Genomic DNA, 26,852 nt, shown 5'->3' on the forward strand with positions numbered 1-26,852 from the left:
CATCGGCGGGTGTACGGACCCCGGCCTCACGGTTTCTGGCAAATCGCGCAATAAAAGGTGGAGCGCTGGCCCTGGCGAATGCTTTTGACGGGGGTGGCGCACACCCGGCAGGGATGCCCGGCCCGGTCGTAGACCATGGCCTCCAGCTGGAAGTATCCCGACTCCCCCCAGGCATTCGAGAAATCCCGCAGGGTGCTGCCCCCTTTTGTAACAGCCTGTGCCAGCACCTGCCGGATCGCCGCGTGAAGCAGCGCCGCGCGCGGCTTGCTGATGCGGCTGGCCCGGGTCGTGGGCCGTATGCCCGCCAGGAACAGCGCCTCGGATGCGTAAATATTGCCGACGCCGACCACGGCCTCGCCGCCCAGCAAGACCTGCTTGATGGGCGTTTGCCGCAATTTGAGCGCCTGGTGAAAGCCCGCCGCGTCAAAGTCGTCGCCGAGCGGCTCCACACCCAGGCGGCCGAGCAGCTTTTGCGCGGCAGCGGAGCTTTCATCCCCGGCATACACCACCGCACCAAAACGGCGCGGGTCGTTCAGGCGCAGGGTTCCCAGGCTGGTGACCATCTCAAAGTGGTCATGCTTGCCCGGCGCGGGGAAACCTGACCCAAAGGTGACGCTGCCGGACATCCCCAGGTGGATCAGCAACAAGCCGTCGTTCAGGTCCACCAGCAGGTATTTGCCGCGCCGGCGCACCGCCAGCACCTGCCGGCCGACCAGCTGGCGCGGCGGGCAGCCCAGCGGCCAGCGCAGCGGCTTGCCCATTTCGACGCTCTCGATGCGGGCGCCCGCGATGCGGTCCGCAAAACTCAGGCGGGTGACTTCGACTTCGGGCAGTTCAGGCATAGGTATGACAGGTAGGGGCGCCGGTCTGTCGGCGCAAGGGCCTTGCCTTGCTGCGTCATGCCGACCATAAAGGCTTCGGTTACCGCAGGGTAAAGCGGGAGCGCGGCCCGGGAGCTTCAATTATCATGGTTCGATGAAGAAAAAATCTGGCCTTGCCGGCCTCGCCCTTAGCGGCTTGTGGTTTGTCACACCCCTGGCCCTGGCGCAGACCCCGGAGCCTGTTTCCGCGGCGCCCGCCACGCTGGTCGAGGCCAAGGCGGCACAGGAAGCCGCCCCCTCTTCCCTCCTGGACAGCGCCCTGTTCTACCAGTTGCTGGTCGGCGAAATGACCTTGCAGGACGGCGAGCCCGCCGCCGGCTTCGCGCTCATGCTGGACGCCGCCCGGAAAACCAGCGATGCCCAGCTCTACCAGCGCGCGACCGACATCGCCCTGCAGTCGCGTTCGGGCGATGCGGCCCTGCAGGCGGCCAAGGCCTGGAAGCAGGACCAGCCCACATCGCGCGAAGCCAATCGCTACGTCCTGCAAATACTGGTGGCGCTCAACCGCATCGCCGAGACGGCCGAACCCCTGCAAACCGAGATCAAGCTGGCGCCGGACGTGGAGCGGCCGGCCGTCCTGGCGACCATTCCCCGTGTCTACGCCCGCGTGACGGACAAAAAACTGGCCGCCACCGCGGTTGAAGAGGCGCTGGCCGACTACCTCGGCAACCCCGCCACCGCCGGCGCCGCCTGGACCACCGTCGGGCGCATGCGCCTGGCAGCGGGCGACGCCAATGGCGCGCTGGCAGCCGCCACGCGCGCCCAGGCCGCCGCCCCCTTCGCCGAAGGCCCGGCGCTCGTCGCGCTCGAACTGATGGATCCCAAGCTGCCCGAAGCCGAAAGCGTGGTCCGCAAGTACTTCGAAGGCAACGCCAAGGCCATGCCTGAGATCAGGATGGCCTATGCCCGGGCCCTGCTGGATGCCCAGCGCTACAACGAAGCGGCGGCCCAGCTGCAGGTCGTGACGCGCGACAAGCCCGACCTGCCCGAAGGCTGGCTGGTGCTGGGCTCCCTGCAGTTGCAGGACAACCAGCTGGCACAGGCGCAAGCCTCGCTGGAGCGCTACGTCGGCCTGGCGCAGCAGCAGGCCTCCGAGGGCGAGCGCAACCGGGGCCTGGCCCAGGCCTATTTGTCGCTCTCGCAACTGGCGGAAAAACGCAAGGACTACGCCGCTGCGGAAAGCTGGCTGGCCAAGATCGAAAACTCCTCCGACCTGGCGCTGGCGCAAACCCGGCGCGCGTCCATCCTGGCCAGCCAGGGCAAGCTGGAAGAAGGCCGCCAGCTGATCCGCAAACTGCCCGAGCGCAATCCGGCGGATGCCAGGGTCAAGCTCAACGCGGAAGTGGCCCTGCTGCGCGAATTCAAGCAATACCAGCTGGCCCATGACGTGCTGGCGCAGGCCCTGGTCAAGTCGCCCGACGAGACCGAGTTGCTCTACGACCAGGCCATGATGGCCGAGAAGCTGGGCAAGCTCGATGAGATGGAAAGCCTGCTGCGCAAGGTCATCCAGCTCAAGCCCGACTACCACCACGCTTACAACGCGCTGGGCTACTCGCTGGCCGAGCGCAACGTGCGGCTGCCGGAGGCACGCGGGCTGATCCAGAAAGCACTGGAATTCGCCCCTTCCGACCCTTTTATCCGCGACAGCCTGGGCTGGGTGGAATTTCGCATGGGCAACAACGCCGAAGCCGCGCAGATCTTCGAGGCGGCCTACAAGGCCAAGCCCGACGCGGAAATCGCGGCGCATTTCGGCGAAGTGCTGTGGGCCATGGGGCAGCGCGACCGCGCCATCGTCATCTGGAAAGAGGGCCGGCTGCTGAACCCGGAGAACGAAACGCTGCTCGAAACGCTCAAGCGGCTGCGCGTGAAGCTCTAACTCGGGACGTCCATCTTGCCGCTCTTCTTCCGTACGCGCCTGTCCCGGCTGGCCGTTGTTTTTGCCTCTTTTTTTGCCGCTTTTTTCATCGCAGGCTGCGCGCAGTTGCCCAGGGCCGCGGCCCAGGAAGGCCTGAACAGCGAACTCTGGACGGGCCGCATCAGCCTGCAGGTGCAAAGCGAGCCGCCGCAGTCTTTTTCCGCCAGCTTTGAACTCAAGGGCCGGGCCGAACGCGGCGAACTCTCGCTGATCAGCCCTTTGGGCAATGTGCTGGGCGTGCTGCGCTGGTCGCCCGGCGAAGCGGTGCTGGATTCCGGCAACGGCAAGGTCCAGCGCTTTGCTTCCGTCGACGAACTGATGGCGCAAGCCACGGGCGCCGCCGTGCCGCTGGACGCGCTGTTTGCCTGGCTGCAGGGCGACAACGCCGCCGCCAGCGGCTGGTCTGCGGACCTCTCGCGCCAGAAGGAAGGCCGCATTTCAGCCAGGAGAACAGAGCCCGCGCCGCAGGCCGACCTGCGTGTCGTGCTCGACCGGTAAATCCCGGCTGCGCGCCGCCGTTCAATCGTTTATGACTTCATCCGTTTCCGCTTCGCACTCCGCGCGGCCGCTCAAGGCCTTGTACGACGTACCGGCGCCCGCCAAACTCAACCTGTTCCTGCACATCACCGGCCGCCGGCCCGACGGCTACCACCTGCTGCAGTCCGTGTTCATGCTGATCGACTGGTGCGACACACTGCACTTCGAGCTACGCACCGACGGCCGGATCACCAGGGAGGACCTGCAGGCGGATGAAGCAGCGGAGCCGCTGCCTGCCGAAGACCTCGCCGTGCGGGCGGCAAAAGCGCTGCAGGCCGCTTGCGGCACCCTGCTGGGCGTGCATATCGGCCTGGAAAAACGCATTCCCTCGCAGGCCGGCATGGGCGGCGGCTCGTCGGATGCGGCCAGTTGCCTGCTGGCGCTGCAGCGGCTCTGGGGCGTGCGCCTGCCGCCGCAGGAATTGAACGCCCTCGCCCTGTCGCTGGGCGCCGACGTGCCTTTTTTCCTGTCGGGCGGCCATGCCTGGGTGGAAGGCATAGGCGAGAAAATCACGCCCCTGGCCCTGCCTCCGGCCCGTTTTGTGGTGCTCAAGCCGGCCGCCGGCCTCCCCACGCAAGGTATTTTCAGCGCGCCCGGCCTCAAACGCGATACAGAAACTGCTACAATCCAAGGCTTTGCTGCAAATGCTGAAGGCCAGCCGAAATCAGTTGATTTCCAATTTGGCCGCAACGACTTGCAGCCGGTAGCGCAGGAGATGTGCCCGCAGATCGGCCAATCGCTCGATTGGCTGAAAAGCAGACATCTTGAAGGGCGCATGACCGGCTCCGGAAGTGCTGTATTTGCGCAAATGTTGCATGAAGCAGATTTGCCCGACGTCTCAGGATTGCCTGAGGGCTGGAAAATCCGCAAATGCGGTAATTTGGAGGCGCATCCGCTGGCGGGTTGGTAAAATGACCCGCTCTCGAAATGAGTTTCCAAGCGACCATAAATGAATAAGTTATAGGTCTGTTGTTGGCAACAACAACTGTCCTGTGTAGGGGTGTCGCCAAGCTGGTTAAGGCACCGGATTTTGATTCCGGCATTCGCAGGTTCGAATCCTTCCACCCCTGCCAAATTTCAGACTGAGGGCCACAGCCCCCGGTGTTGCGGACCCGCCCGGAGCGGGCCCGCGTGACTCCTGACAGACCCGCGTGATGTGTATCAGCGGGTCTGTGTGTTTTTGGGAACACGACAGGCCAAGCGGCGCTCACTGCCAAGCCCCTTGCAGCATGTTGACTCCCGTGCGTATCTTGCTTCGACCAAAAATTTCAGCCACGTTCAAGTCCTTGTAGCAGCTGGGCCCCACATGCAAACGCACCACCCCGACTTCATGGTTTTTACCGGCAATGCCAATCCGAGCATGGCCCTTGAAATCTCCCAGCACCTGGGCATTTCGCTGGGAGCGGCCCATGTGGGACGTTTTTCGGATGGTGAAGTCACCGTCGAGATCCAGCAGAACGTTCGGGCTCGCGACGTGTTCGTGGTGCAGTCGACCTGCGCGCCGACCAACGACAACCTGATGGAACTGCTGATCATGGTCGATGCGCTGAAGCGCGCTTCGGCCGAGCGCATCGCGGCGGTGATCCCGTATTTCGGTTATGCCCGGCAAGACCGCCGCCCGCGTTCGGCGCGTGTGCCGATCACGGCCAAGGTGGTGGCCAACATGCTGCAGGCCGTGGGCGTGTCGCGTGTCTTAACGATGGATTTGCATGCCGACCAGATCCAGGGGTTTTTCGACATTCCGGTCGACAACATTTACGCGTCGCCGGTGCTGCTGGGCGACCTGCGCCAGAAGAATTACGCCGACCTGATGGTCGTCTCGCCCGATGTGGGCGGCGTGGTGCGCGCCCGGGCGCTGGCCAAGCAGCTGGGCTGCGACATGGCCATCATCGACAAGCGCCGCCCCAAGGCCAACGTGTCGGAAGTGATGCACGTGATCGGCGACATCGAAGGCCGCAACTGCGTGATCATGGACGACATGATCGACACGGCCGGCACGCTGGTGAAAGCGGCTGAAGTGCTCAAGGAGCGCGGCGCCAAGAAGGTTTACGCGTATTGCACGCACCCGATTTTTTCGGGCCCGGCCATAGACCGCATCGCCCAGGGCGATGCGCTCGATGAAGTGGTGATCACGAACACCATCCCGCTTAGCCCCAATGCAGAAGGCTGCAAGAAGATTCGCCAGCTCTCTGTGGCGCCGCTGATCGCTGAGACGATTCAGCGCATCGCCAAGGGAGAGTCGGTCATGAGTTTGTTTTCGGACCAGGACAACCTGTTCTGATCTGAAACAAAAAGCGGCTGCACTGCCCGCGACGCCAAACGGCCTCACGGGATATGGGCAGCTTTTTAAAGTCGGGGCGAGCTGGTCGCGGCCTGCCCTTTTTGGAGAAAATTATGAAATTCGTCGCTTTTGAGCGCGCAAAGCAGGGCACGGGTGCGAGCCGCCGTCTCCGCATCACGGGCCGCACGCCCGGTATCGTCTACGGTGGCACCGGTGAACCCACGCTGATCGAACTCGATCACAACGCGTTGTGGCACGCCATCAAGAAAGAAGCCTTCCACGCCTCCATCCTTGAGATGGAACTCGGCGGCAAGGAACAAAAAGTTTTGCTGCGCGATCTGCAGATGCACCCGTACAAGCAACAGATCCTGCACATCGACTTCCAGCGCGTCGAAGCCAAGACCAAGATGACCGTCAAGGTGCCTTTGCACTACAGCGGTGAAGAAGAGTCGCCGGCCGTCAAGACCGAAAACTGCCTGGTCAACCACGTGATCACCGAGCTGACCGTCTCCTGCTTCCCGGCCGACATCCCTGAATTCATCGCCGTCGACCTGACCGGCCTGAAGAAGGGCTCGCCGCTGCACGTCAAGGACATCACGCTGCCAAAGGGCGTGAAGTTTGTCGCCAAGGGCCAGGAAAATCCTGTGCTGGTGTCCGTGTCCGCCGTGTCCGAAGAAGCCGAGGCCGATGCCGCAGCAGCCGCTGCAGCAGCCGCTCCGGTGGACCCGAAAGCAGCCAAAGCCGCCGCCGCCAAGGAAGCCAAAGCCGGCGCCAAGGCTGACGCCGCCAAGCCTGCCGCCAAGAAGTAATCCACTTCAGGCGCGCGCCTGAAAAGGCCCACGGCCCTTGTCCTCTTGCGGGACAAGGGCCTTTTTTCTTGGGGCGCCGCAGGCGCGCCCCCTAGAATTGGGCGATGGAAATTTCCGAATGATCAAATTATTTGTCGGCCTGGGCAATCCAGGCCCTGAATACGAAGCCACGCGCCACAACGCCGGCTTCTGGTGGATAGACGCGCTGTCACGCGAACTCAAGGCCCCGCTCAGCCTGGAAAAAAGCTACCACGGCCAGGTTGCCCGAATCACGGTGAACGGCCAGAACGTCTGGCTGCTCAAGCCGCTGACCTTCATGAACGTGTCGGGAAAATCAGTCGCGGCGCTGGCACGGTTTTTCAAGGTCGCGCCTGAGGAAGTGCTGGTGGCGCACGACGAGATGGACATCGTGCCGGGCCAGGTCAAGCTCAAGTTCGGCGGCAGCCACGCCGGCCACAACGGCCTGCGCGACATCCATGCCCAACTGGGCACGCCCGACTACTGGCGCCTGCGCATAGGCGTGGGCCACCCGGGCGTCAAGGCCGAAGTCGTCAACTGGGTGCTGAAAAAGCCTTCGGCCGAGCACCGCATCGCCATTGAAGACTGCATCGCGCGTTGCCTCAAGGCGGTGCCGGAGCTGCTCAAGGGCGAGATGGAAAAGGCTACGATGATGATTCACACCAGCACGCCGCCGCGGCCCAAGCCGCCGCGCAAGGTGATCGAACCGGAATCCGGGCCACCGGATCCAAAGACCGAGGATTAAACCCTCAGCGGGCAGCAATGATGGGAATGACGGCCTGCAGGCGCTGGTACTTTTCCCACAGGGTGTCCCGCGTTTCGATGTGCTGCGGGTTCAGCGGAATGCAGGCCACGGGGCAGACCTGCACGCACTGCGGCTCGTCGAAATGGCCCGCGCATTCGGTGCACTTGTGCGGGTCGATCTCGTAGATTTCCTGGCCCAGGTAAATCGCCTGGTTGGGGCATTCAGGTTCGCAGACGTCGCAGTTGATGCATTCGTCGGTGATCATCAGGGCCATGTCAGCCCCCTCTTCCAGTTTTATCCGCTTTGGCAGCCTGGTGCGCGCCCGCCAGGGCTGAAGCCACCGCCGGGCTCACCATCTGGGCGACGTCGCCGCCCAGCTTGCTGATTTCGCGCACCAGCGTGCTGCTGATGCATTGCAGCGGCGCGTCGGGCAGCAGGAACACGGTTTCCACCTGCGGACGCAGCTTGCGGTTCATGGCCGCCATTTGCGCTTCGTAATCAAAGTCGGTCAGGTTGCGGATGCCGCGCACTACGGCCGAAGCCTTTTGCGCCGCGCAGAAATCCATGATCAGGCCATCAAAAGGCAGCACGGTCACGCCGCTTATGCCCTGCGTTTCGGCCCGCACCTGCGCCACGCGGGCTTCCAGCGAGAACAGTGTTTTCTTGTGGTGGGCTGCTGCCACCGCAATGACGAGCTGGTCAAACAGGCCCGCCGCGCGGCGCACCACGTCCTCATGGCCCAGTGTGAAGGGGTCAAAAGTGCCGGAATAGACAGCGATGCGCGGGGTGGCCATGGCTGGAATTATGCCCGCCCGGCCCCCGGGGCCCGCCGGCCGGCCTTTGTAACCACGAGGCAGGCAAGGCTGCCGGCCTCGTGAACGGGTATCAGGCCACCGGCGCGTGCAGCCCCGCCAGCAGGTGGAAATGCACCGCACCGGCCTTGCCGCTGCGGTGCACCTTGAGGCCCAAGGGCAGCAAGTCCTCGTCGCTCCAGGGTTTGGGGGCTTCCAGGTAGACCACGCCGGTCGGGCCTATGGCCTTGGCCGCGGCTTGCAGCGTGGATTCGAACGCGGTGGACTCAAACGGCGGGTCCAGCAGCACCAGCTGCAGGCTGGCGGGCGCGGTGCGCTTGAGGACGCTGAGCCCGTCACCGCGCTCAATGCGGCACATGTCGGCCTTGAGCCTGGCCTGCACCGCCTTGAGCTGCACCACCAAGGCCGGGTCCTGCTCGCACAGCACGACGTCGGCGGCGCCGCGTGAAGCGGCCTCAAAGCCCAACGCGCCCGTGCCGGCGAACACGTCGATGCAGCGCCAGCCGGTCAGGTCCTGGCCCAGCCAGTTGAACAGCGTCTCGCGCACGCGGTCGGGCGTGGGGCGCAGGCCGGGCTTGCTGGGAACCGGTAGTTTGGTGCGCTTGTACAGCCCGCCGATGATGCGGATTTCACCGGGCGGCACGGTCTTGCGGCCCACCACCTTGCCGGCCTTGGGACGCGGTTTTTTGCCGGCGGTGGTTTCTGTGGATGCGGGTGTGTATTTCATGGTGCGGCGCCGAGTATGACAGTGACCATTTTCCCAGGCTGCAGCTTGCGCGCAAAGGCGGCCTTGATGTCGGCGGCCGTCACCTTGTCGACCTGCTGCGTCCAGGTGTCGAGGTAATCGAGCGGCAGGCGGTTCCAGGCGATATTCGACACGTTGTCGAGCAGCTTGCGGTTGCTGTCCATGCGCAGCGCGAAGCCGCCAATCAGGTTGTCCTTGGCGGCTTTCAGCTCGGCCTCGGTCGGGCCGTTGGCCACAAACTCTTTCAGCACATCGCGCACCAGCGCCACGGCCTGGGGGGCCTGGTCGGGCCGCGTCTGCAGGCCGACGGTGAAGGCGCCGGCGTGCAGGCCCGGCGAGAAATAGCTGGAGACGCCGTAGGTCAGCCCCCGCTTTTCACGCACTTCACGCGTCAGGCGCGACACAAATCCACCGCCGCCCAGGATGTAATTTCCCACGGTCAACGGGAAATAGTCCGGGTCGGCGCGCTTGTAACCGGGCTGGCCGATCAGCACATGGGCCTGAGCCGAATCAAAGGCAATGCGTTTTTCCTCGGCCTGGGCCAGCGGCGCCACTTCGGCCACCTCAGGCAAGGGCGGCAGGCTGGCGCAGGGCTGCTGCGGCAAGCGCGACAGCAAACGCGCGGCGATGGCATCGGCCTGCGCGCGCGTCACGGCGCCCACCATGCTGATGCGCGCGCGGCAGGCCACCACGCTGGCCGCGTGCAGGGCGCGCATGTCGGCCACGCTGATGCGCGCCAGCGTGGCTTCGGTCGTCTCGTAGCCGTAGGGATGCGTGCCGTACACCGCCTGCGCATAGGCGCGGCCGATGATGCTCGCGGGCCGCGTGTAGGACTCTTTCAACGCGGCCTGGATGCGCTGGCGTTCGCGCTGCCAGATGGCGTCGGGGAAAGACGGCTCGGCCATTTCACGCGCGGCCAGGGCCACGGCCTTGTCCAGCAGGTCGGGCTCGGTCAGGGAGCGCAGCGAAAAGCCCATGCGGTCCGACGTGGCGCCGGCGCCGAACTGCGCGCCCAGGTCGGCCCAGGCTTCGCTGAGGGCGTTTTCATCCATCGCGGGCGCACCGTCCCTGGCCAGCACGCCTTTGTCCAGCATGCCGGTCGTCACGCTCGCCAGGCCGGCCTGGGCCGCCGGGTCGCGGCGCGCGCCGGCATCAAAATCAATCTGCACGTCCACCATAGCGATGGCCGGGCTCTCGACCAGGTAGACCTGGGCACCGCTGGCTTGCGTCCACTGCTGGATCGGGATGGCCGCGCTTGCCGTGGTCTGCAGGCATAGGCACAAAAGGCCGGCAGCCCAGGTGGGGATGGAGCGCCCGGCCCCGTGTTTCGTAGCGATTTTCATGGGAGTTCGGGTAATGGGTTTCAAGAGCCGGCGTCGTGGCGCAAGGTGGCAGCCGGCTTGCGCGGCTTGCGCTTGGGATCCACGGGTTGCGGCAGCAGCGTGGCCTGGGTCATCTGGTCGTCACCGAAATATCTGGCGGCAACGGCCTGCACTTCAGCGGCGGTGATGGTGCGCAGCCGGGCGATCACGCGTGCGCTGCCGTCCAGCGGCAAGCCCTGTATCCAGTTGGAGCCCAGCTCGCGCGCCTGGCTGAACACCGAGTCGAGCTTGTAGGTTTCGCTGGCCACCCACTGGGTTTTGACGCGGTTGAGCTCGGCCTCGCTGACGCCGCTTTGCGCCACGATGGCAACCTGCCGGCGCAGCGCGTCGGCGACTTGCTGCGTGGTTTTGCCCTCGGCCGGCACGCCGTCCAGGATGAACAGCGTAGGGCCGCGCCCGACCAGGCTGCTGGACGCCCCGGCGCCGTCGGCCAGGCGCCCTTCGCCCTGCACCAGCGCCCGCTCCAGGCGCGCGCCGCTGTAGCCGTCCAGCACCGCGGCCAGCACGGTCAGGGCCAGCGCATCACGGCTGGCCGCGGCCGTCGGCGAGGCCGGCGCGCCGGCAACAGGATCCAGCAGGTCGGCCGGCTCCAGTTTGGGAATCTTGAAAGACATGCCTACGTAGGCCTGGCTGGCCGGGGCCTTGTAGTCCAGGCGGCGCATGCCGTCCTGTTCGGGCTCGGTGCGGGGCTTGCGGCTGGGCACCGCACGGGCGGGGATGCCGCCGTAGTATTTTTCGGCCAGTTTCCTGACCTGGGCGACTTCCACATCGCCCGCCACCACCACGGCCGCATTGGCCGGCACATACCAGCGTCGGTAAAAATCGCGCACGTCGGCCGCCGTCATGGCGTCAAGGTCGCTCATCCAGCCGACGACGGGACGCCGGTACGGCGAGGCCATGAAGGTCATGGCCGTGGCGTTCTCGTAGAGCATGGCGCGCGGCGAGTCTTCGGTGCGCAGGCGCCGCTCCTCCTTGACGACCTCGATCTCGCGGGTGAACTCCGCGTCGGGCCACTGCATGTTGGCAAAGCGGTCTGCTTCCAGCCGCATCACGTCCTCAAGCTTGCCGGCGGGCACCTGCTGGTGAAAACCGGTGTTGTCGCGGCTGGTGAAGGCGTTGTCCTGGCCGCCCAGCGCGGCGACGCGCTTGGAAAAGTCGCCGGGTTTGACCGTCGGCGTGCCCTTGAACATCATGTGCTCCAGCGCATGGGCCACGCCCGAGGTGCCGTCCACCTCGTCCATGGAGCCGACGCGTATCCACAGCATGTGCGCCACCGTGGGCGCGCGGTGGTCGGGTTTGACGATGACCGTCAGGCCGTTGGCCAGCGTGAACTGCTCCACCACCGGTGCGGGGGCGGTTGCCTGCGCAAAGGCGGCGCCGGCCAGGCACAGGGCCAGCAAGGCGGCAGGGGCGCGGGCAAGGCGAAAAACGGGGCGGGGAAGGGGTACTGGGTAGGTCAAAGGGGCTTGTCTGGGGTGTTTCATAGAATAGCTGTGTGGCGCCGCACGTTGCCCCGCAACGGTGCAACAGCTCACTAGGACTCCACAAGCATACCCAATGTTCAGTTTTTTCAAGAAAAAATCCCCTCCCCCCGCTGCCGCGCCCTCCCCGGCCCCCCTGGCCCCGGCCGCGCCGGCGCCCACCGGGGGTGGATTGATAGGCAGCGCGCTGGTCACCCCCATCGCCATCCCGGTTCCGGGCGCGACCGCGCCGGAGCGCGAGCGCTGGCTCAGCAAGCTGCAGGCCGGCCTGCGCAAGACCGGCTCCAGCATCTCCACCGTGTTCACCGGCAGCCGCATCGACGATGCGCTGTACGAAGACCTTGAAACCGCGTTGCTGATGGCCGATGCCGGCAGCAAGGCCACCGAACACCTGCTGGCGGACGTCAAGCGCCGCGTGCGCGAAGGCGGCATGACACACCCGGTCGCCGTCAAGAACGCGCTGGTCGACTCGATTGCGCAGCTGCTCAAGCCGCTGGAGCAGCCGCTGGTAATAGGCCAGTACCAGCCCACCGTGATCATGGTGACCGGCGTGAACGGCGCCGGCAAGACCACCTCCATCGGCAAGCTGACGCGACACCTCGCCAACGAAGGCGCCTCGGTGCTGTTGGCGGCGGCCGACACCTTTCGCGCGGCGGCGCGCGAGCAGCTCAGCGTCTGGGCCGACCGCAACACGGTCGAGATCGTCAGCCAGGAAGGCGGCGACCCGGCCGCCGTGAGTTTTGACGCCGTCACCGCCGGCAAGGCGCGCGGCAAGGACGTGGTGCTGGTCGACACGGCCGGCCGCCTGCCCACGCAGTTGCACCTGATGGAAGAGCTGCGCAAGATCAGGCGCGTGGTGCAAAAGGCCGACGCAAGCGCTCCTCATGAAATACTGCTGGTGATTGACGGCAACACCGGCCAGAACGCCCTGGCCCAGGTCAAGGCTTTTGACGACACGCTGCAACTGACCGGCCTCATCGTGACCAAGCTGGACGGCACGGCCAAGGGCGGCGTGCTGGCCGCCATCGCGCTGTGGGCCCGCGAACGCGCGCTGGCCTCGCCGGCGCTGCGCCCGGTGTCCGTGTATTTCATCGGCGTGGGCGAGCAGCTCGAAGACCTGGAAACCTTTAACGCGCGCGAATTCGCGCAGGCCCTGCTCGGCTAAAGCGGATTCCTCAGCCCGCGCCCAGGCGCAGCAGCAGCACCGCGGCCACCACAAAGGCGACGATAAACACGGTCTCGGTGACCAGCATCGCCACCGGCTTCCAGCCCAGCTTGAGCAGGTCCTCGAAGCTGGTCTTGACGCCGGCAGCGGCGATCGCCGTCACCAGCATCCAGCGCGACGCATCGCCGGCCAGTTGCACCATCGGCGGGCTGATCAGGCCCACGCTGGCCAGCATCACGAGCACGACAAAGGCCAGCAGGAAACCCGGTACCAGCGGCACCTCGGTTTCAGGCACCTTCACGGCCGGATGCTTGCGGTACATCACGGCAATCACCAGCACCACGGGCATCAGCATCATCACGCGGAACAGCTTGACCACCGTCGCCGTGTCGCCGGCCTGCGGGCCCAGCATCATGCCGGCCGCCACCACCTGCGCCACGTCGTGGATGGAGCCGCCCAGCACGATGCCGGCCTGCCCCGGCAGCAAGCCTATGGCCTGCAGGCTGAAGGGATAGACCACCATGGCCAGCGTCGACAGCACCGTGACGCCGACAACAGCCAGCAAGGTGAATCGCTCGTTCTCTTTGGTTTGCGGTAGCACGGAAGAAATCGCCAGCGCCGCCGATGCGCCGCAGATGGCCACCGCGCCGCCCGAGAGCAGGCCTTCGTCGCGCGAGCAACCCAGCCATCGCGCCAGCAGCACGCCCAAGCCTATCGTCAGCAACACCGCCAGCATGATGACAAGCGCAGTCTGCAGGCCCAGATGGGCCACCTGTGAAAAGGTGATGCGTGCGCCCAGCAGCGCCACGCCGACACGCAGCACCACGCGGCCGCAAAAGCCTATGCCCTTGGCCGTTTTCGGATGGCTGTTCAGGAAATGAAAGGCCAGGCCGAACAGCAGCGCATACAGCAGCTGCGGCCCGCCGTAATGCTCGGATACAAAGGTGGCCGCCAGTGCAATCACCATGCACACCAGCACACCCGGGAAATACGAAGCCAGTTGCAAGCGCCATTTGAGAATCATCGGGATCCAGCAAAAAATCAGGGAAACAATGTGACGGCCAGGTGTGATGCTTCAGCCGCGTTTGAGCAGGCCTTCCAGCAAGGCGGCGCCGGCCGGGCTGCCGGCCACCAGCATGCGGCTTTCGAGCAGGGGCAGGCCGTCCATCGCGTGCATCACGGCGCCCGCCTCGCGCAGCAGCACGATGCCGGCCGCCGCGTCCCAGGCGCCCATGCCGCGCTCCCAGAAGGCGTCAACCCTGCCGGCCGCGACGTAGGCCAGCTCCAGCGCCATCGCGCCGCTTCTGCGGACCTGGCCGAATGTCTTGAGCACCCGGCCGAACTCGGCGAGGTAGTCGTCCATGAAGGGCGCGTCCGGTTTGGGAAACACCGTGGCCACCAGGCATTGCACCGGAAGGCGCGCGCCGGCACAGCTGATGCGCCGCCCGTTCAGCCAGGCGCCCAGACCCGCCGCCGCGGTGAAGACTTCATCGCGCGACGCATCAACGATGACGCCCAGCACCGGCTTGCGGCCCACGCACAACGCAATCGACACCGCGTACTGCGGATAGCCGCGCGCAAAGTTCGCCGTGCCGTCGATCGGGTCGACCAGCCAGGTGGGCTCATCCGTCAACTCACCGCCGCTTTCCTCGCCGACAAAACGGCCCTCCGGCAGGCCATGCCGCAATGCTTCCCGCAAATCTTCTTCCACTTCGCGGTCGAAGCGCGTGACCCAGTCGCCGGGCGCTTTCTGGCCGGCATCCGCCGGTTGCAGCGCAGCCTGCGCGTGCCGGATGTGGGCGGCGGCCTCCACGCCGGCAAGCCGGGCTTTCTCGAGCAAAAGGGCAAGGTCCATGTTCACGCCTTCTTGGACAGCACACTGACGTAGTCGTGCGCCTGGGTGTTGATGGTCGACACACGGTATTCCACCGGCTTGTCGCCAAAGGTCAGCGCCAGCCGGTGCACTTCCATCACCGGCACGCCCGCCGCCACGCCCAGCACGCGGGCCGTGGCCTTGTCGGCCGGCGCGGCGCGGGCGCGCTCCTGCGCGCGCAACACGGTGATGCCGAAGTCGGTCTGGTAGAGCGCGTAAATCGTGCTGGGCCTTTCGACGAAGCGCTTTTCGGTGAGGTTGCGAAACAGCGCCGCCGAGATGGAAATCCTGTCGTGCATCACCACGCGGCCGCGCAAGGCGAGCCGGTTTTCCATCCTGAACACGTACTCGCCGGCCTTGATGCGCAAGGCGGCGGCTTCGACCTCGGTCGCGCGTTCGCGCGCGAAGGCGATGCAATCGATCTCGGGGTAGTCGCGGTCGCGCGCCGCGTCGTCGTCGCCGAAATTCCAGCGCGGCTCCACGTGGAAAAACTGGAACATGAAACGCGCGTTGGTGTGCGGCGCCACGAAGGTGCCCTTGCCCTGGCGGCGCACCAGCACGTGCTCATGCACCAGCTCGTCCACCGCATGGCGCAAGGTTCCCACGCTCACTTCCAAAACCCCGGCGATGTCGGCTTCGCTGGGCAGGGGTTTACCCGGACCGTAGTGCCCGGCTTCTATGAGTTTTTGCAGTTCGCGCTTGACCTGGCGGTACAGCGGCAAGGCGTCCCCGCCCGCCAGCGGGCGCAAGGGTGTGGATGTGTTTTTCGCGTTCACGGCCGCCATTGAAACACCGATGGCCGGGTCGTACAAGTCATATATATGAGTGCGTTGACAAGGTTCCGGCCCTCCATAAAACTGGCGGCTCGATTTAACTCAGGCCCCTTGATGGAGACCCCATGATTCATTTTGTATTGCATGACGCCAAAGACACCGTGGCCGTTGTGGTGGTGGAAGGTGTGAAGGCGGGAACCGCCATGACCGGCTGGATCATGGACGAGGACCGCATGATCAACGTGCAGGCGCAGCAGGACATTCCCATCGGCCACAAGGTGGCGCTCAAGGACATGGCCGTCGGCGACACCGTGCTGAAGTACGGCATCGACATGGGCAAGGTCGTCGCCAACATCAAGGCCGGCCAGCACGCGCATGTACATAACATCAAAACCAAACGCTGGTAGTTGATGGCCTGTCTGGCTACTGCGCGGGCGGGATGCTGCGTTGCAAATCCTCGCCGGGCAGAAGCCCGTCTGCGGTTTGCGCCTTGCCTGCCGCCCGCTCGCTACGCCATCCAAACCATCAACTCAAAGAACTTTAAAAGGATTCCTCATGTCAGTCATTAACAAAGACACCACATTCCTGGGCTATCGCCGCGAGAACGGCCGCGTCGGCGTGCGCAACCACGTCATCATCCTGCCGCTGGACGACCTGTCCAACGCGGCGGCCGAAGCCGTGGCCCACAACATCAAGGGCTGCATGGCGATTCCGCACCCTTACGGCCGCCTGCAGTTCGGCGCCGACCTGGATTTGCACTTCCGTACGCTGATAGGCGCGGGCTGCAACCCCAACGTCGCGGCCGTGGTGGTGATAGGCATTGAAGACAGCTGGACCAAAAAAGTGGTCGACGGCATCGCGACCACCGGCAAGCCGGTGGTCGGCTTCGGCATCGAAGGCCACGGCGACCACGAGACCATCATGAAGGCCTCAAAGGCGGCGCGCGAATACGTGCAGTGGGCCAGCGAAAAGCAGCGCGAGGTCTGCGGCATCTCCGAACTCTGGGTGTCCACCAAGTGCGGCGAGTCCGACACCACGTCGGGCTGCGGCGCCAACCCCACGGTGGGCAACGCCTTCGACAAGCTGCACCCGCTCGGCAACTACCTGTGCTTCGGCGAGACCTCTGAAATCACCGGCGGCGAAAAAATCGTGGCCGACCGCTGCGCCAACGATGCGGTGCGCGACCAGTTCATGTTCATGTTCAACCGCTACCAGGACATGATCAACCGCCACAAGACCAGCGACCTCTCCGACTCGCAGCCGACCAAGGGCAACATCGCCGGCGGCCTCACGACCATCGAGGAAAAAGCCCTGGGCAACATCCAGAAGATCGGCAAGGTCTGCACGGTGGACGGCGTGATCGACAAGGCCGAGAAGCCCACACACCCGGGCCTGTGGTTCATGGACTCGTCCAGCGCCGCGGCTGAAATGGTGACGCTGTGCGCGGCCTCGGGTTACGCCGTGCACTTCTTCCCCACGGGCCAGGGCAATGTGATCGGCAACGCGATTGTCCCGGTGATCAAGATTTGTTCCAACCCGCGCACCGTGCGCCTGATGAGCGAACACATCGACGTGGACACCTCGGGCCTGCTGCAGCGCGAGATCACGCTGGACCAAGCCGGCGACAAGCTGCTGGAGAACATGCTGCGCACGGCCAACGGCCGGCTTACGGCAGCCGAAGCCTTGGGCCATCGCGAGTTCGTGCTGACGCGTCTCTTCGAATCGGCCTGAGGCAGCACAGGCATGGCGCGCATTGTCATCAGCGAGTTCATGGACGAGCGCGCCGTGGCGCAGCTTGAGGCGGCACACGACGTACTCTACGACCCCAAGCTGGTCGGCGATGCCGCCCGCCTGCGGGCCGAGGCGGCGACGGCCGACGCGCTGGTGGTGCGCAACCTGACGCAGGTGCGCGGCGAGTTGCTCGCCGCGCTTACCCGCTGCAAGGTGGTGGGCCGGCTGGGTGTGGGGCTGGACAACATCGACGTGCCGGCCTGCGAGGCCAAAGGCATGAAGGTGATCCCGGCCACCGGGGCCAACGCGCTCAGCGTGGCCGAATACGTGATCGCCAGCACCATGCTGCTGCTGCGCGGCGCCTTCGCCTCCAGCGCGGCGGTTGCCAGCGGTGAATGGCCGCGGGCCGCCCTGGGCAACGGGCGCGAAACCGCCGGGCAGGTGCTGGGCATCATCGGCTTCGGCTCCATAGGCCAGATGACGGCGCGCCTGGCGCAAGGCCTGGGCATGCAAGTGATCGCTTACGACGCCATGTTGCCGCCCGGCGCCGCCGTCTTCGCGCAAACCGGCGTTCGGCAATCCGGGCTTGATGAACTCATCGCCGGCGCGGACGCCATCACGCTGCATGTGCCGCTGGTCGACAGCACGCGCGGCCTGTTCAATACCGCGCGTATCGCGCAAATGAAAAAAGGCGCCGTGCTGATCAACACCTCGCGCGGCCACATCGTCGACATCGAGGCCGCGGCCGCCGCGCTCAAGGCCGGACGGCTGGGCGGCGCGGCCGTCGATGTGTTCGACGTGGAGCCGCTGCCCGCAAGCGCTTCGCTGCGGGACTGCCCGAACCTGCTGCTGACGCCGCATATTTCGGGCGTCAGCGCGCAGTCGAATGAACGTGTATCGTTCATGATCGCCGACAAAATACTGGAGAGTCTGAGCTGATGGCCCATTTATCCCTTGAAGAAGCGACCCGCCTGGGCGCGCAGGCCTTGCGCGCCGCGGGTGCCTCCGAAGCCATGGCGCTGAGCACCGCGAAGGCCCTGGTGCGCGCCGATGCGCAAGGCATCGCCTCGCACGGCCTGAGCCGCGTGCCGCAATATGCCACGCACCTGGGCAACGGCCGCGCCGACGGCGAGGCCGTGCCGGTGATCACACGCAGCAAAGGCGCGACGGTGCTGGTCGATGCCGGGCAAGGCCTGGCCTTCCCGGCCTGCGAGCTGGCGATTGCCACGGCGATTGCGACCGCGCGCGAGATGGGCGTGTGTTTTGTGGGCATCACCAACAGCCACCATTGCGGCGTGCTGATCGACCACCTGCGCGCCGCGGCCGATGCCGGCCTGGTGGGCCTGGGTTTTGCCAACGCGCCGGCCGCCATGGCGGCCGCCGGCGGCAAGCACCCGGTGTTCGGCACCAACCCGCTGGCCGCGATTTTTCCGCGCAAAAACGCCGACCCGCTGATGATCGACCTCTCGCTCAGTGAAGTCGCGCGCGGCAAAGTCATGCTGGCGGCCAAGGAAGGCAAGCCGATTCCCCTTGGCTGGGCGCTGGACACGGCAGGCCAGCCCACCACCAATGCGCAGGCGGCGCTTGAAGGCTCCATGCTGCCGCTGGGCGCGGTGAGCAGCCCCAAGGGCTCCATGCTGGCGCTGATGGTGGAACTGCTGGTCACGGCGGTGATAGGCGCGCGCTTTTCCTTTGAAGCCACCACGTTTTTTGTCGATGAAGGCAACCAGCCGCGCATAGGCCAGGCTTTCATCCTGATCGACCCCGGCGCACTGGCCGGCGCCGACGTCTACTTCGAGCGCATGGAAACGCTGATCGACGAAATGCTGCAGGATGACGGCGTGCGCCTGGCCGGCGCGCGGCGCATCGCACTGGAGGCCATGGCACAACAGGCAGGGATCACCATCCCCGATACACTCAAATCGCAACTCGATAAGTTAGCACAAGAAGGATCAGTCGTGAATTAGTTGAAGTCAGTCGGTTGGTTAAAAACACAAGGAGACAAAGCATGAAACGTCGTGACATCGTGTTGGCATCCGCGGGCGCCGCGCTGGCGGGCATCCCGGAGCTGGGCCAGGCCCAGCAGGACTTCCCCAAGCCGGGAAGCACCATCAAATACGTCGTGCCCTTTGCGCCGGGCGGGCTGACCGACATCATGGCGCGCACCGTCGCGCAAAAGCTCACCGAGGCCTGGAAGGTGTCGGTGATCGTGGAGAACAAGGCCGGCGGCAATGCGCAGATAGGCGCCGAGCAGGTGGCCAAGTCGACACCCGACGGCAGCAGCATCCTGGCCATCACGCTGACACATGCGGCGAACGTGGCGCTGTTCCCGAACGCGCCTTACAGCCTGACCAGAGACCTGCGCCCGGTAGCCCTGCTGGCCGGCTCGCCCATGCTGGTGGTGGTGCCGATCAACAGCCCCATCAAGGACTTCAAGGACCTGATCGCGGTGTCCAAAACGCGGCAGCTCAACGCCGGCTCCAGCGGCAACGGCACGCCGCCGCACCTGACCATGGCGCTGTTCAACGACCTGAACAAGACGCAGATGACGCACATCCCCTACCGCGGTGGCGCGCCGTCGATGACGGACCTGATAGGCGGGCAGCTGGATGTGATCTTTTCCAACTTCCCGGAATCCATCGCCCACGTCAAGGGCGGCAAGCTGCGCCCCATCGCGATCTGCAGCCTGAGCCGCCACCCTGCGGTGCCGGACGTGCCCACCGCGTTTGAAGCCGGCATGCCGGGACTGTTCGTCGAGAACTGGACGGCCGCCATGATCCAGGCCAAGACGCCGGACGCCATCGTCGAAAAATACTCGCGCGAAATGATCAAGATCATGTACAGCGCCGACGTGGAAGAGCGCGCCAAACAGCAGGGCTTTCGCGTCACGCAAAAGGGATCCGACGAGTTCGGCCGTTTCCTGAAGAACGAGATCGATCGCTGGAGCCGCATCATCAAGACCGCGAAGATCACGGCCACCTGAACCCGCCCGGCCCGCCACACCGGCGGCGGGCCGGCGGAAAGCCCTCTTTTTAAAATGCCCTGCCTGTATTAAAGTCTTCCAAAGAAGGCGCTGGCCGCGCCCTCCCCCACAGGAGACAGACATGGACAACATGGCGCACAACCCAGACCATCCCGACCACCTCGACGCTTCCGGCGCAGCGGCAAGCCCCCGCAAGGTCGACCAGTTGCTGGCGCACTACGGCGAAAGCCACCAGAACCCGCGCAATGAGGTGATCCACTTCATCGCGATCCCGCTCATCATGCTGAGCCTGGTCGGCATGATGTTCGCCCTGCACCCGTTTGTGGCCTATGCCTTCATCGCAGCCAGCATGGTCTATTACGCCCGCCTGTCCGCGGTGTTTTTTGTGAGCATGGCGCTGTGGTCGGTGCTGTTTCTGGGCATCGTGTTCGCCATGGGCCCGCTGGTGCTGCCGGTCTGCGCGGGCATTTTTGTCGGCGCCTGGGTCCTGCAATTCATCGGCCACAAGATAGAAGGCAAGAAGCCTTCCTTTTTTGAAGACATCCAATACCTCTGGGTCGGCCCGCTGTTTGTGCTGAGCAAACCGTTTGCCAAACTGGGCATACGCTGGTAATCCATCCAGTCCGGCTGCCAGCTTGAAAAAGCAGCTCCCGCCTCCACCTGCGAGGTTTAAACCTTCTCACAGGTACTCCGCTTGATCAGCAAAATTCTGCGTTTTTTCCTCAAACTGGTGCTGGGCCTGTTTGCGGCGGTGTTTGCCGTCAGCCTGCTGGCCGCGGCGCTGATCGTTGTACTGCTGAGCCTGCTGAAGTCCCTGGTTACCGGCCGCAAGCCGGCGCCCGCCATGGTGTTCGGCCGCTTCCAGCGCTATTCCCCCCAAGGCATGTGGCCGGGCGGCGCCGGCCGTGACACCGGCAATGCGGCGCGCGTTGCCGACGTTGTGGATGTTGAAGTGCGCGAAGTGCGGGACGACAAGCGCCTGCCCTGAGCGGCGCGCGGGTGCCGGTTCTGGCCACCTGCGCTTCTTGGTTCCAAACCCGAATAGCTGATCGGTTAAATCCCGAACAAAAGCCTGCCGCCCATGGTTTTTGGCGCGCTTTGCTGGCAAAATCCGTTTTCGTATACGAAATAACGGATGCCACCCATGACCCCCATGCTCCCCTGGCTGACGGAATCCCCCGCCGGGCACTTCGACACCGTGCGCGATGTCCCGCTGTCCAAGCTGGTCCGTGACGACATGCTGGCGCTGATCCTGAAGGGCGTTCTGGTGCCGGGCCAGCGCATCAATGAGCCGGACGTGGCCAGCCGCCTGCAGGTTTCCCGTGTGCCGGTGCGCGAAGCGCTGCGCGAGCTGGAGAGCTCGGGCCTCGTGATCTCGCGCAAGCACTCGGGCGTGTTCGTGCGCCAGCTGGACGCCGCGGAAGTGCGCGACCTCTACCAGATGCGCGGCCTGCTGGACGGTTTTGCCGGGCGCTGCGCGGCACGCCTGCCGGATGCCCGGCGCGAAACGCTGCTCACACTGCTCGATGCTTCAGTCAACACCATGCTGCAGGCCGCCGCGCAGCACGAGGTGCAGCGCTATTACTCGGAGAACCTGCGTTTTCACTGGGCGATCGTCGAAGCCGCGGGCAACCAGCAGCTCTCCGAGACCTACCGAGGCATCGTGCAGAAGCTGCATCTGTCGCGCCTGAAAAACCTGTCGCAGGACGTCGGCATGAAAGCCTCCATCGCCGAGCACGTGGAAATCGTGCAGGCGCTGCGGGATGCCGACGCCGAACGCTGCGAAGCCCTGATGTCGCACCACGTGGGCGACGCCTACCAGCGCCTGCACAAAGCCGGCCTTCCCCAACCCGCCGCGGCAGCGGCACCGAATCCGTGACACCCGAATAGCGGACACGAAGGCGCCAAGACCGGCCCAGCCGGCAAACAGCCTTCATGCCCCTTCTTATCAACCCTGGAGACAAAACCATGAAACGACGTATCCTGCTCCAAGCAGCACCTGCCCTTATTTACGCCCCCGGGCTGGCCCTGGCCCAGCCGGCCTATCCCAGCAAGCCCATCCGCTACATCGTGCCGGTCGCGGCCGGCGGCGGCAGCGACCTGGTGGGGCGCACCGTGACCGAGCGCTGGGGCAAGATACTCAACCAGCCTTTCGTGGTCGACAACCAGGGCGGCGGCGGCGGCGTGATCGCCTGTCAGGCCACAGCGCGCGCGGCGCCGGACGGCTACACATTGATGCAGGGCTACGTCGCGACGCACGGCACCAGCCCGGCCACACGCAAGCTGCCTTACGACCCGATCAAGGACTTCACGCCCATCGGCATGATAGGCGCCACGCCCAACGTGCTGGTGGTCAATTCCAGCGTGCCGGCCAGGAACGTCAAGGAACTCATCGACTACCTCAAGAAGAATACCGGCAAGGTGAGCTACGGCTCGGCCGGGCCCGGATCGTTGACCCACCTGACGGCCGAGCTGTTCAAGCAGGCCACCGATTCCTTCATGGTGCACATCCCCTACCGCGGAATCGCACCGGCGCTCACCGACCTCATGGGCGGGCAGACGCAGGTGATGTTCCCGGGGCTGGCCGCCGCGCTGCCCTACCTCAAGGGCGACCGCATGCGGGCGCTGGCCGTGACCGGGCGCAAGCGCCACCCGCTGCTCAAGGACGTTCCCACCATGGAGGAATCCGGCTTCAAGGGCTTTGACGCCATCCAGTGGTACGGCGTGGTCGGCCCGGCCAAGATGCCGGAAGCCGTCGTGAAAACCCTCAGCGCATCACTGACCCAGGTGCTGGCGCAACCCGACATGAAAACCAAGCTCTCCACCGAAGCCATCGAGCTGGTGCAGATGTCGCCCGAATTTTTCGGCACCTTCATGCAGATCGACATCGCCCGCTGGACCAAACTCGCCAAGGAAAGGAACATCCAGCTCGACAGCTAACGCCTCATTCTTCCCGCGCCCGCGCTGCCTTCCGGCCGCGTGGGCCGACTATCCCGGCTCTCATCCCATCCGCAGGACTCCTGCCACTTAAGAACTCTATGGCCCGCAATACCCAGGTCGCCGCCGACCACAACGCCCCTCCCGTCACGCAAATCCTCGCGAAGTTCGTCGCCACGCATCCGTCGCGCGGCTGGAGCGACGCGGTCGACCACGAGGCGCATCGCACCTTCATGAACTGGCTGGGCTGCGCCGTAGGCGCGGCAAAGCATGAGGCGGCCGACATGGCGCTGGCCGCCGTCAACATGCTGCAGCCCGCCGCCCAGGCCAGCGTGCTGGGCCGGCGCGAAAAAGTCGACATGGCGAGCGCGGCGCTGGTCAACGGCATCACCTCCCACACCTTCGACTTCGACGACACCCACCTCAAGACCATCATCCACCCGGCCGGCCCCGTGGCCTCCGCCGTGCTGGCGCTGGCCGAGCACACCGGCTCGTCCGGGCGCGACGCGATCGACGCGCTGGTGATCGGCATCGACGTAGCATGCCGCGTCGGCAACGCCATGTACCCCGAGCATTACGACCGCGGCTGGCACATCACCGGCTCCACCGGCACGCTGGGCGCGGCCGCGGCCTGCGCGCGCCTGCTCAAGCTCGACGTGCAGAAAACCGCCATGGCGCTGGGCATTGCCGCTTCGCAGCCGGTCGGCATGCGCGAGCAGTTCGGCACCATGACCAAGCCTTTCCATCCGGGCGGCGCCGCGCGCGCCGGCATGATGTCCGCGCTGCTGGCCAGCCAGGGCTACACCGCCAGCCCGAAAGCGCTGGAAGCGCCGCGCGGCATGATGCAGACGGTCTCGACCAAGAATGACTGGAATGAAATCACCGGCGAACTGGGCCAGCGTTTCGAGATCTCCTTCAACAGCTACAAGCCCTTTGCCTGCGGCATCGTGATCCACCCCAGCATCGACGCCTGCGCGCAGCTGCGCGGCCAGGGCGTGACGCCGGAACAGATCGAGCGCATTGAACTGAAAGTGCATTCGCTGGTGCTGGAACTGACCGGCAAGAAAGAACCCGCCGACGGCCTGCAGGCCAAGTTCAGCGTCTACCACGGCTGCGCAGCCGGCCTCACGTTCGGCCGCGCCGCAGAGGAAGAGTTCTCCGACGAGATCGTCAACCGCGCCGACATGGTCGCGCTGCGCCGCAAGGTCGTCGCCACGGTGGACGATTCCATCGACGAGGCCAGTGCCGACGTGACGGCGGTCCTGAAAGACGGCCGCCGCGTGCACGTGTTCGTCGAGCACGCCATCGGCTCGCTGCAAAACCCCATGACCGACGCCATGCTGGAGGGCAAGTTCCACGGACTGTCCGATGCCATCCTGGGTGCCGGGCAAACCAGCGAGCTGATCAAGGCCTGCTGGGCTGTGGGTAATGCGGCCAACGTGTCGGCCATCACCGCGCTGGCAACACCCAAGGCTTGAACGCCGCCACCCTGCTTGGGTGGCTAAATTGGGCTTCGGCCCAACATCGACGGGCAACTTTGCTATCCAAAAGATAGCGGATTGCCCGTTTTTTGATGGCGAATCGGTATTTCGCAGGCTCAACGCCAGTGTTCCCGTGTCGATTTCCATTTAACTTCGTATTCATGGTTCATATAGATCAACAGCTTAGGACAAACTAACTCACACGGCTTTGAATTGTTGTTTCACTTAACTCTGAATTTTCCAGTATCTAATTCATTTAACTCTGAATTCTCCGTGCACGAGTGAGCCCTGAACAGTTGAATGCGTTGATATTCATTGCCGTGCGCAAGTCAAGGCGTCGACCCTTACACGTTCAGAACACGAACATACTAGGATAGCTCGGTATCAAATCGATATTTCCGTCTGTCCGAGTGGTCAACACCCATCGGCGATCGCCGGCAGACTTAAAAGGGTAGCCACTCGTTCGCGCACGGTACCAGTCATCGGTTTCTTGGCTGTCGTACTGCTTGTAGTCATCGCTGATGATGGTCAGCTTGGGTGAACAGCCGTAAACGTCGAACAAATCTGGGCAGAGGCCATTAGCACGGCCATGATGTGGAGCGACGAAGAAATCTACCGCCTTCACCTCACTGCGGATGGCCGCATTGGTACGCAGGAGATGGTCGAAACCGGCGCACTCCATATCCCCCGTGAACATCACCCGCCCGTCGCCGAACGTCAGGCTAGTGATGACGCTCAGGTTATTTTCATCCTCGAACGCATGTGGGTAGGGGTTCCAGAAGCAATTGATCTCCACCTCAGGAATCCAAGGGATTTGCTGCGCAACGCCACGTCGGGTTAGCTCATTCACTACGGCATCGATGCCGTAGCCCATGCCGTGCTGGGCCTTCAGCAGCCGGATGGCCCAAGGCTGGACTGTGGGGTTGCTGAAGATGTGCGTAACATTGATGTTGTGCTTCAGGATATTCGGCAGCCCGGACACATGGTCCTCATCTAGGTTCGTAATGATGAGCAGGTCGATGGTATAGATACCCTGGGACCGCAGGTAGTCACCCGGGAACCACTGTCCGCGGTCGTTGTTCTTGTGTCCGCAGTCAATCATCACCGTCCAGAGCACACCGTTGTACGTTGTCTTCAGCAACGCGCAGCCGCCGTGCTGAACGTCAAAGATGGTGAGGTGATGTTCTGTCACGATGTCTTATCTTTCTCTTCTGCGTGAGCGAAGGTGGTGAACAGTTCAAGGCTGTAGTGCCGCAGGAACTTCAAATACCGCGCTGCCAGAGCAATGCCGACCACCAGTGCAATGCGCGCGAACAGCAACTGTTGCAGAGTTCCTGTTGGCTGCCAGTGCGCCCACCACAAAACACTGGCGTCGACGAGAGAAACTAACGCCACATTTCGGCAAAAAGAGTACTGGTTTAGAAAGTCACTCAACCGCGCCATCGTCCTCTCTGAGCCGTGCGCCTTGGCAAATGCCAGCCAGAACATTGCCTCGCCTGGGCCGGATACCCCGGCCACACTAGCCTTGTCGAGAATCGCCTTCTGGGTTTCAGTTGGCAACTCTCCATAGTAGTAACTGAGGAGCTTCTGCATCCATTTCGGAGCCGTGCTTGCTCCGAAAAGCCCAGCGCTTGGCCACCCTAACACCTTGCCAACCAAGCCTCGCTCAAGAATGAGGGACGAGAAACCGGCGATCACGTGTCCGACGACGTATGCCACAGATACCGCGAGAATGCCCTCGATAACACTCCAGTCCTTCCGCGCGAGCAAACCGTAACCGGCCGCGCTGTCGATGGCACACAGTAGCAAGAAGCCTGAGGCCAAGTAGCCCCAGAAGTCGAAGCTAGTGAAGGGCAGTTTTTCCACCTCTTGTCCCCTTAACAAAATGTACCTATTGCGCGCTCTAGCTTGGTCGACTATCTAAGTCGCGGAGTTTCGATTGGAAACTAGGGTCAATATTCCGGGGTTGACCCGCTCCGAAACTAAACCGCCAAGAACATGCGCTCGAATTTCTTGGCGGACACAACTATCGAGACGGCCAGTGCCCACATACATATCAGTAAGATGAAAGCGAGCGGGCTTTCCGGCACAAGCCAGGTCGGGAAAGATGGGTACATCGCCGCCAAAGTCACCGGCACCACATCGACGCCATTCGTCTTCGAAAAGGCATTTATCATGATCGGGCCAATGCGCAAGGACAGACCAACAACGATCCATGTTGAACTTACCCATGCCAGCATTTGACCCAAGGACTTGAGACGAGACGGCGGGTTCAAGAGAAAAAGGGGAATGAAATTAATCAT

At 64.3% G+C, this 26,852-nt stretch carries 29 protein-coding genes and 1 tRNA gene; 18 read left to right on the forward strand and 12 right to left on the reverse strand.

Going from position 1 to position 26,852, the window contains the following annotated elements; all coding sequences use genetic code 11:
* Positions 1 to 26 precede the first annotated feature (26 nt).
* A complete protein-coding gene (gene mutM, locus ACLV74_RS12620; RefSeq protein WP_411879732.1) occupies positions 27 to 842 on the reverse strand; it encodes a bifunctional DNA-formamidopyrimidine glycosylase/DNA-(apurinic or apyrimidinic site) lyase in 816 nt (271 codons plus the stop codon).
* A 133-nt stretch (positions 843 to 975) separates the two neighbouring features.
* Here mutM and ACLV74_RS12625 point away from each other — a divergent pair, with 133 nt between their 5' ends.
* From ACLV74_RS12625 to pth, 7 genes are all read left to right on the forward strand, one after another.
* Positions 976 to 2,757, forward strand: a complete 1,782-nt coding sequence (locus tag ACLV74_RS12625; RefSeq protein ID WP_411879733.1) for a tetratricopeptide repeat protein — start codon at positions 976 to 978, stop codon at positions 2,755 to 2,757.
* A gap of 15 nt (positions 2,758 to 2,772) precedes the next feature.
* Positions 2,773 to 3,294 (forward strand): lipoprotein insertase outer membrane protein LolB, encoded by a 522-nt coding sequence (locus ACLV74_RS12630; RefSeq protein WP_411879734.1) that lies wholly within the window; start codon positions 2,773 to 2,775, stop codon positions 3,292 to 3,294.
* 31 nt (positions 3,295 to 3,325) lie between these two features.
* Positions 3,326 to 4,243 carry a 4-(cytidine 5'-diphospho)-2-C-methyl-D-erythritol kinase gene (gene ispE / locus ACLV74_RS12635; protein WP_411879735.1) on the forward strand — a complete coding sequence of 306 codons (918 nt, stop codon included), beginning with the start codon at positions 3,326 to 3,328 and terminating at the stop codon, positions 4,241 to 4,243.
* A gap of 86 nt (positions 4,244 to 4,329) precedes the next feature.
* Positions 4,330 to 4,406: transfer RNA gene (locus tag ACLV74_RS12640), tRNA-Gln, on the forward strand.
* 233 nt (positions 4,407 to 4,639) lie between these two features.
* Positions 4,640 to 5,614 carry a ribose-phosphate pyrophosphokinase gene (locus ACLV74_RS12645; protein ID WP_411879736.1) on the forward strand — a complete coding sequence of 325 codons (975 nt, stop codon included), beginning with the start codon at positions 4,640 to 4,642 and terminating at the stop codon, positions 5,612 to 5,614.
* 113 nt (positions 5,615 to 5,727) lie between these two features.
* Positions 5,728 to 6,423, forward strand: coding sequence for a 50S ribosomal protein L25/general stress protein Ctc (locus tag ACLV74_RS12650; RefSeq protein ID WP_411879737.1), 696 nt, complete (start codon positions 5,728 to 5,730; stop codon positions 6,421 to 6,423).
* A gap of 118 nt (positions 6,424 to 6,541) precedes the next feature.
* On the forward strand, positions 6,542 to 7,186 hold the full coding sequence (pth, locus tag ACLV74_RS12655) for an aminoacyl-tRNA hydrolase (protein WP_411879738.1): 645 nt from the start codon (positions 6,542 to 6,544) through the stop codon (positions 7,184 to 7,186).
* Positions 7,187 to 7,190: 4 nt separating this feature from the next.
* On the opposite strand, the gene ACLV74_RS12660 is transcribed toward pth, so the two are convergent.
* The 5 genes from ACLV74_RS12660 to ACLV74_RS12680 form a co-directional block, all read right to left on the reverse strand.
* Positions 7,191 to 7,460, reverse strand: a complete 270-nt coding sequence (locus tag ACLV74_RS12660) for a YfhL family 4Fe-4S dicluster ferredoxin (protein WP_411879739.1) — start codon at positions 7,458 to 7,460, stop codon at positions 7,191 to 7,193.
* Between the two features lies 1 nt (position 7,461).
* Positions 7,462 to 7,980, reverse strand: a complete 519-nt coding sequence (coaD, locus tag ACLV74_RS12665) for a pantetheine-phosphate adenylyltransferase (RefSeq protein WP_411879740.1) — start codon at positions 7,978 to 7,980, stop codon at positions 7,462 to 7,464.
* 91 nt (positions 7,981 to 8,071) lie between these two features.
* Positions 8,072 to 8,725, reverse strand: coding sequence for a 16S rRNA (guanine(966)-N(2))-methyltransferase RsmD (gene rsmD / locus ACLV74_RS12670; RefSeq protein ID WP_411879741.1), 654 nt, complete (start codon positions 8,723 to 8,725; stop codon positions 8,072 to 8,074).
* Complete coding sequence (locus tag ACLV74_RS12675) at positions 8,722 to 10,086, reverse strand: M16 family metallopeptidase (protein WP_411879742.1); 1,365 nt, start codon at positions 10,084 to 10,086, stop codon at positions 8,722 to 8,724. Before ACLV74_RS12675 ends, rsmD begins: the two co-directional genes overlap by 4 nt.
* A 20-nt stretch (positions 10,087 to 10,106) precedes the next feature.
* Positions 10,107 to 11,609, reverse strand: a complete 1,503-nt coding sequence (locus ACLV74_RS12680) for a M16 family metallopeptidase (protein WP_411879743.1) — start codon at positions 11,607 to 11,609, stop codon at positions 10,107 to 10,109.
* Between the two features lie 73 nt (positions 11,610 to 11,682).
* Between ACLV74_RS12680 and ftsY the strand changes: the two genes are divergently transcribed.
* Positions 11,683 to 12,771 carry a signal recognition particle-docking protein FtsY gene (ftsY, locus tag ACLV74_RS12685; protein WP_411879744.1) on the forward strand — a complete coding sequence of 363 codons (1,089 nt, stop codon included), beginning with the start codon at positions 11,683 to 11,685 and terminating at the stop codon, positions 12,769 to 12,771.
* 10 nt (positions 12,772 to 12,781) lie between these two features.
* Here ftsY and ACLV74_RS12690 read toward each other — a convergent pair whose 3' ends face one another.
* From ACLV74_RS12690 to ACLV74_RS12700, 3 genes are read right to left on the reverse strand one after another with little or no spacing between them, the layout of a single operon-like run.
* Positions 12,782 to 13,795: a YeiH family protein gene (locus ACLV74_RS12690; protein WP_411879745.1), complete on the reverse strand. Its 1,014-nt coding sequence runs from the start codon at positions 13,793 to 13,795 to the stop codon at positions 12,782 to 12,784.
* A gap of 51 nt (positions 13,796 to 13,846) precedes the next feature.
* Positions 13,847 to 14,626, reverse strand: a complete 780-nt coding sequence (locus ACLV74_RS12695; RefSeq protein ID WP_411879746.1) for an inositol monophosphatase family protein — start codon at positions 14,624 to 14,626, stop codon at positions 13,847 to 13,849.
* Between the two features lie 2 nt (positions 14,627 to 14,628).
* Positions 14,629 to 15,429: a GntR family transcriptional regulator gene (locus ACLV74_RS12700; protein WP_411879767.1), complete on the reverse strand. Its 801-nt coding sequence runs from the start codon at positions 15,427 to 15,429 to the stop codon at positions 14,629 to 14,631.
* Positions 15,430 to 15,542: 113 nt separating this feature from the next.
* Between ACLV74_RS12700 and ACLV74_RS12705 the strand changes: the two genes are divergently transcribed.
* The 10 genes from ACLV74_RS12705 (at position 15,543) to ACLV74_RS12750 (ending at position 24,546) form a co-directional block, all read left to right on the forward strand.
* Complete coding sequence (locus ACLV74_RS12705) at positions 15,543 to 15,824, forward strand: UxaA family hydrolase (protein WP_007862870.1); 282 nt, start codon at positions 15,543 to 15,545, stop codon at positions 15,822 to 15,824.
* Between the two features lie 148 nt (positions 15,825 to 15,972).
* Positions 15,973 to 17,148 (forward strand): UxaA family hydrolase, encoded by a 1,176-nt coding sequence (locus tag ACLV74_RS12710; RefSeq protein ID WP_411879747.1) that lies wholly within the window; start codon positions 15,973 to 15,975, stop codon positions 17,146 to 17,148.
* Positions 17,149 to 17,160: 12 nt separating this feature from the next.
* Complete coding sequence (locus tag ACLV74_RS12715; protein WP_411879748.1) at positions 17,161 to 18,087, forward strand: hydroxyacid dehydrogenase; 927 nt, start codon at positions 17,161 to 17,163, stop codon at positions 18,085 to 18,087.
* Positions 18,087 to 19,115, forward strand: a complete 1,029-nt coding sequence (locus tag ACLV74_RS12720) for an Ldh family oxidoreductase (protein ID WP_411879749.1) — start codon at positions 18,087 to 18,089, stop codon at positions 19,113 to 19,115. Before ACLV74_RS12715 ends, ACLV74_RS12720 begins: the two co-directional genes overlap by 1 nt.
* 41 nt (positions 19,116 to 19,156) lie before the next feature.
* Positions 19,157 to 20,131: a Bug family tripartite tricarboxylate transporter substrate binding protein gene (locus ACLV74_RS12725; RefSeq protein WP_411879750.1), complete on the forward strand. Its 975-nt coding sequence runs from the start codon at positions 19,157 to 19,159 to the stop codon at positions 20,129 to 20,131.
* Between the two features lie 130 nt (positions 20,132 to 20,261).
* A complete protein-coding gene (locus ACLV74_RS12730) occupies positions 20,262 to 20,744 on the forward strand; it encodes a DUF962 domain-containing protein (RefSeq protein WP_411879768.1) in 483 nt (160 codons plus the stop codon).
* An 81-nt stretch (positions 20,745 to 20,825) separates the two neighbouring features.
* Positions 20,826 to 21,119 (forward strand): hypothetical protein, encoded by a 294-nt coding sequence (locus tag ACLV74_RS12735; protein WP_411879751.1) that lies wholly within the window; start codon positions 20,826 to 20,828, stop codon positions 21,117 to 21,119.
* 156 nt (positions 21,120 to 21,275) lie between these two features.
* Entirely contained in the window at positions 21,276 to 22,010 is a 735-nt protein-coding gene (locus ACLV74_RS12740; RefSeq protein ID WP_411879752.1) for a GntR family transcriptional regulator, read from the forward strand.
* Between the two features lie 89 nt (positions 22,011 to 22,099).
* Positions 22,100 to 23,071, forward strand: a complete 972-nt coding sequence (locus ACLV74_RS12745; protein ID WP_411879753.1) for a Bug family tripartite tricarboxylate transporter substrate binding protein — start codon at positions 22,100 to 22,102, stop codon at positions 23,069 to 23,071.
* Between the two features lie 98 nt (positions 23,072 to 23,169).
* Positions 23,170 to 24,546: an MmgE/PrpD family protein gene (locus ACLV74_RS12750; protein WP_411879754.1), complete on the forward strand. Its 1,377-nt coding sequence runs from the start codon at positions 23,170 to 23,172 to the stop codon at positions 24,544 to 24,546.
* 355 nt (positions 24,547 to 24,901) lie between these two features.
* Here the strand turns inward: ACLV74_RS12750 and ACLV74_RS12755 are convergent, their stop codons facing one another.
* The 3 genes from ACLV74_RS12755 to ACLV74_RS12765 all read right to left on the reverse strand — a co-directional run bounded on the left by ACLV74_RS12755 (position 24,902) and on the right by ACLV74_RS12765 (position 26,852).
* Positions 24,902 to 25,741, reverse strand: coding sequence for a ComEC/Rec2 family competence protein (locus ACLV74_RS12755; protein ID WP_411879755.1), 840 nt, complete (start codon positions 25,739 to 25,741; stop codon positions 24,902 to 24,904).
* On the reverse strand, positions 25,738 to 26,415 hold the full coding sequence (locus ACLV74_RS12760; RefSeq protein ID WP_411879756.1) for a hypothetical protein: 678 nt from the start codon (positions 26,413 to 26,415) through the stop codon (positions 25,738 to 25,740). Before ACLV74_RS12760 ends, ACLV74_RS12755 begins: the two co-directional genes overlap by 4 nt.
* A gap of 116 nt (positions 26,416 to 26,531) precedes the next feature.
* A complete protein-coding gene (locus tag ACLV74_RS12765) occupies positions 26,532 to 26,852 on the reverse strand; it encodes a hypothetical protein (RefSeq protein ID WP_411879757.1) in 321 nt (106 codons plus the stop codon).

It is taken from the genome of Polaromonas sp. YR568 (genome assembly GCF_943369415.1).
GTDB lineage: Bacteria > Pseudomonadota > Gammaproteobacteria > Burkholderiales > Burkholderiaceae_C > Polaromonas.

Coding starts and splice junctions, on each gene's coding strand:
- ACLV74_RS12730 (WP_411879768.1), top strand. CDS start 20,262: ATGGCGCACAACCCAGACCATCCCGACCACCTCGACGCTTCCGGCGCA.
- ACLV74_RS12645 (WP_411879736.1), top strand. CDS start 4,640: ATGCAAACGCACCACCCCGACTTCATGGTTTTTACCGGCAATGCCAAT.
- ACLV74_RS12705 (WP_007862870.1), top strand. CDS start 15,543: ATGATTCATTTTGTATTGCATGACGCCAAAGACACCGTGGCCGTTGTG.
- ACLV74_RS12700 (WP_411879767.1), bottom strand. CDS start 15,429: ATGGCGGCCGTGAACGCGAAAAACACATCCACACCCTTGCGCCCGCTG.
- ACLV74_RS12675 (WP_411879742.1), bottom strand. CDS start 10,086: ATGAAAATCGCTACGAAACACGGGGCCGGGCGCTCCATCCCCACCTGG.
- ACLV74_RS12740 (WP_411879752.1), top strand. CDS start 21,276: ATGACCCCCATGCTCCCCTGGCTGACGGAATCCCCCGCCGGGCACTTC.
- ACLV74_RS12715 (WP_411879748.1), top strand. CDS start 17,161: ATGGCGCGCATTGTCATCAGCGAGTTCATGGACGAGCGCGCCGTGGCG.
- ACLV74_RS12650 (WP_411879737.1), top strand. CDS start 5,728: ATGAAATTCGTCGCTTTTGAGCGCGCAAAGCAGGGCACGGGTGCGAGC.
- ACLV74_RS12750 (WP_411879754.1), top strand. CDS start 23,170: ATGGCCCGCAATACCCAGGTCGCCGCCGACCACAACGCCCCTCCCGTC.
- ACLV74_RS12690 (WP_411879745.1), bottom strand. CDS start 13,795: ATGATTCTCAAATGGCGCTTGCAACTGGCTTCGTATTTCCCGGGTGTG.
- mutM (WP_411879732.1), bottom strand. CDS start 842: ATGCCTGAACTGCCCGAAGTCGAAGTCACCCGCCTGAGTTTTGCGGAC.
- ACLV74_RS12680 (WP_411879743.1), bottom strand. CDS start 11,609: ATGAAACACCCCAGACAAGCCCCTTTGACCTACCCAGTACCCCTTCCC.
- coaD (WP_411879740.1), bottom strand. CDS start 7,980: ATGGCCACCCCGCGCATCGCTGTCTATTCCGGCACTTTTGACCCCTTC.
- ACLV74_RS12745 (WP_411879753.1), top strand. CDS start 22,100: ATGAAACGACGTATCCTGCTCCAAGCAGCACCTGCCCTTATTTACGCC.
- pth (WP_411879738.1), top strand. CDS start 6,542: ATGATCAAATTATTTGTCGGCCTGGGCAATCCAGGCCCTGAATACGAA.
- ACLV74_RS12725 (WP_411879750.1), top strand. CDS start 19,157: ATGAAACGTCGTGACATCGTGTTGGCATCCGCGGGCGCCGCGCTGGCG.
- ACLV74_RS12695 (WP_411879746.1), bottom strand. CDS start 14,626: ATGGACCTTGCCCTTTTGCTCGAGAAAGCCCGGCTTGCCGGCGTGGAG.
- ACLV74_RS12660 (WP_411879739.1), bottom strand. CDS start 7,460: ATGGCCCTGATGATCACCGACGAATGCATCAACTGCGACGTCTGCGAA.
- ftsY (WP_411879744.1), top strand. CDS start 11,683: ATGTTCAGTTTTTTCAAGAAAAAATCCCCTCCCCCCGCTGCCGCGCCC.
- ispE (WP_411879735.1), top strand. CDS start 3,326: ATGACTTCATCCGTTTCCGCTTCGCACTCCGCGCGGCCGCTCAAGGCC.
- ACLV74_RS12765 (WP_411879757.1), bottom strand. CDS start 26,852: ATGATTAATTTCATTCCCCTTTTTCTCTTGAACCCGCCGTCTCGTCTC.
- rsmD (WP_411879741.1), bottom strand. CDS start 8,725: ATGAAATACACACCCGCATCCACAGAAACCACCGCCGGCAAAAAACCG.
- ACLV74_RS12720 (WP_411879749.1), top strand. CDS start 18,087: ATGGCCCATTTATCCCTTGAAGAAGCGACCCGCCTGGGCGCGCAGGCC.
- ACLV74_RS12625 (WP_411879733.1), top strand. CDS start 976: ATGAAGAAAAAATCTGGCCTTGCCGGCCTCGCCCTTAGCGGCTTGTGG.
- ACLV74_RS12710 (WP_411879747.1), top strand. CDS start 15,973: ATGTCAGTCATTAACAAAGACACCACATTCCTGGGCTATCGCCGCGAG.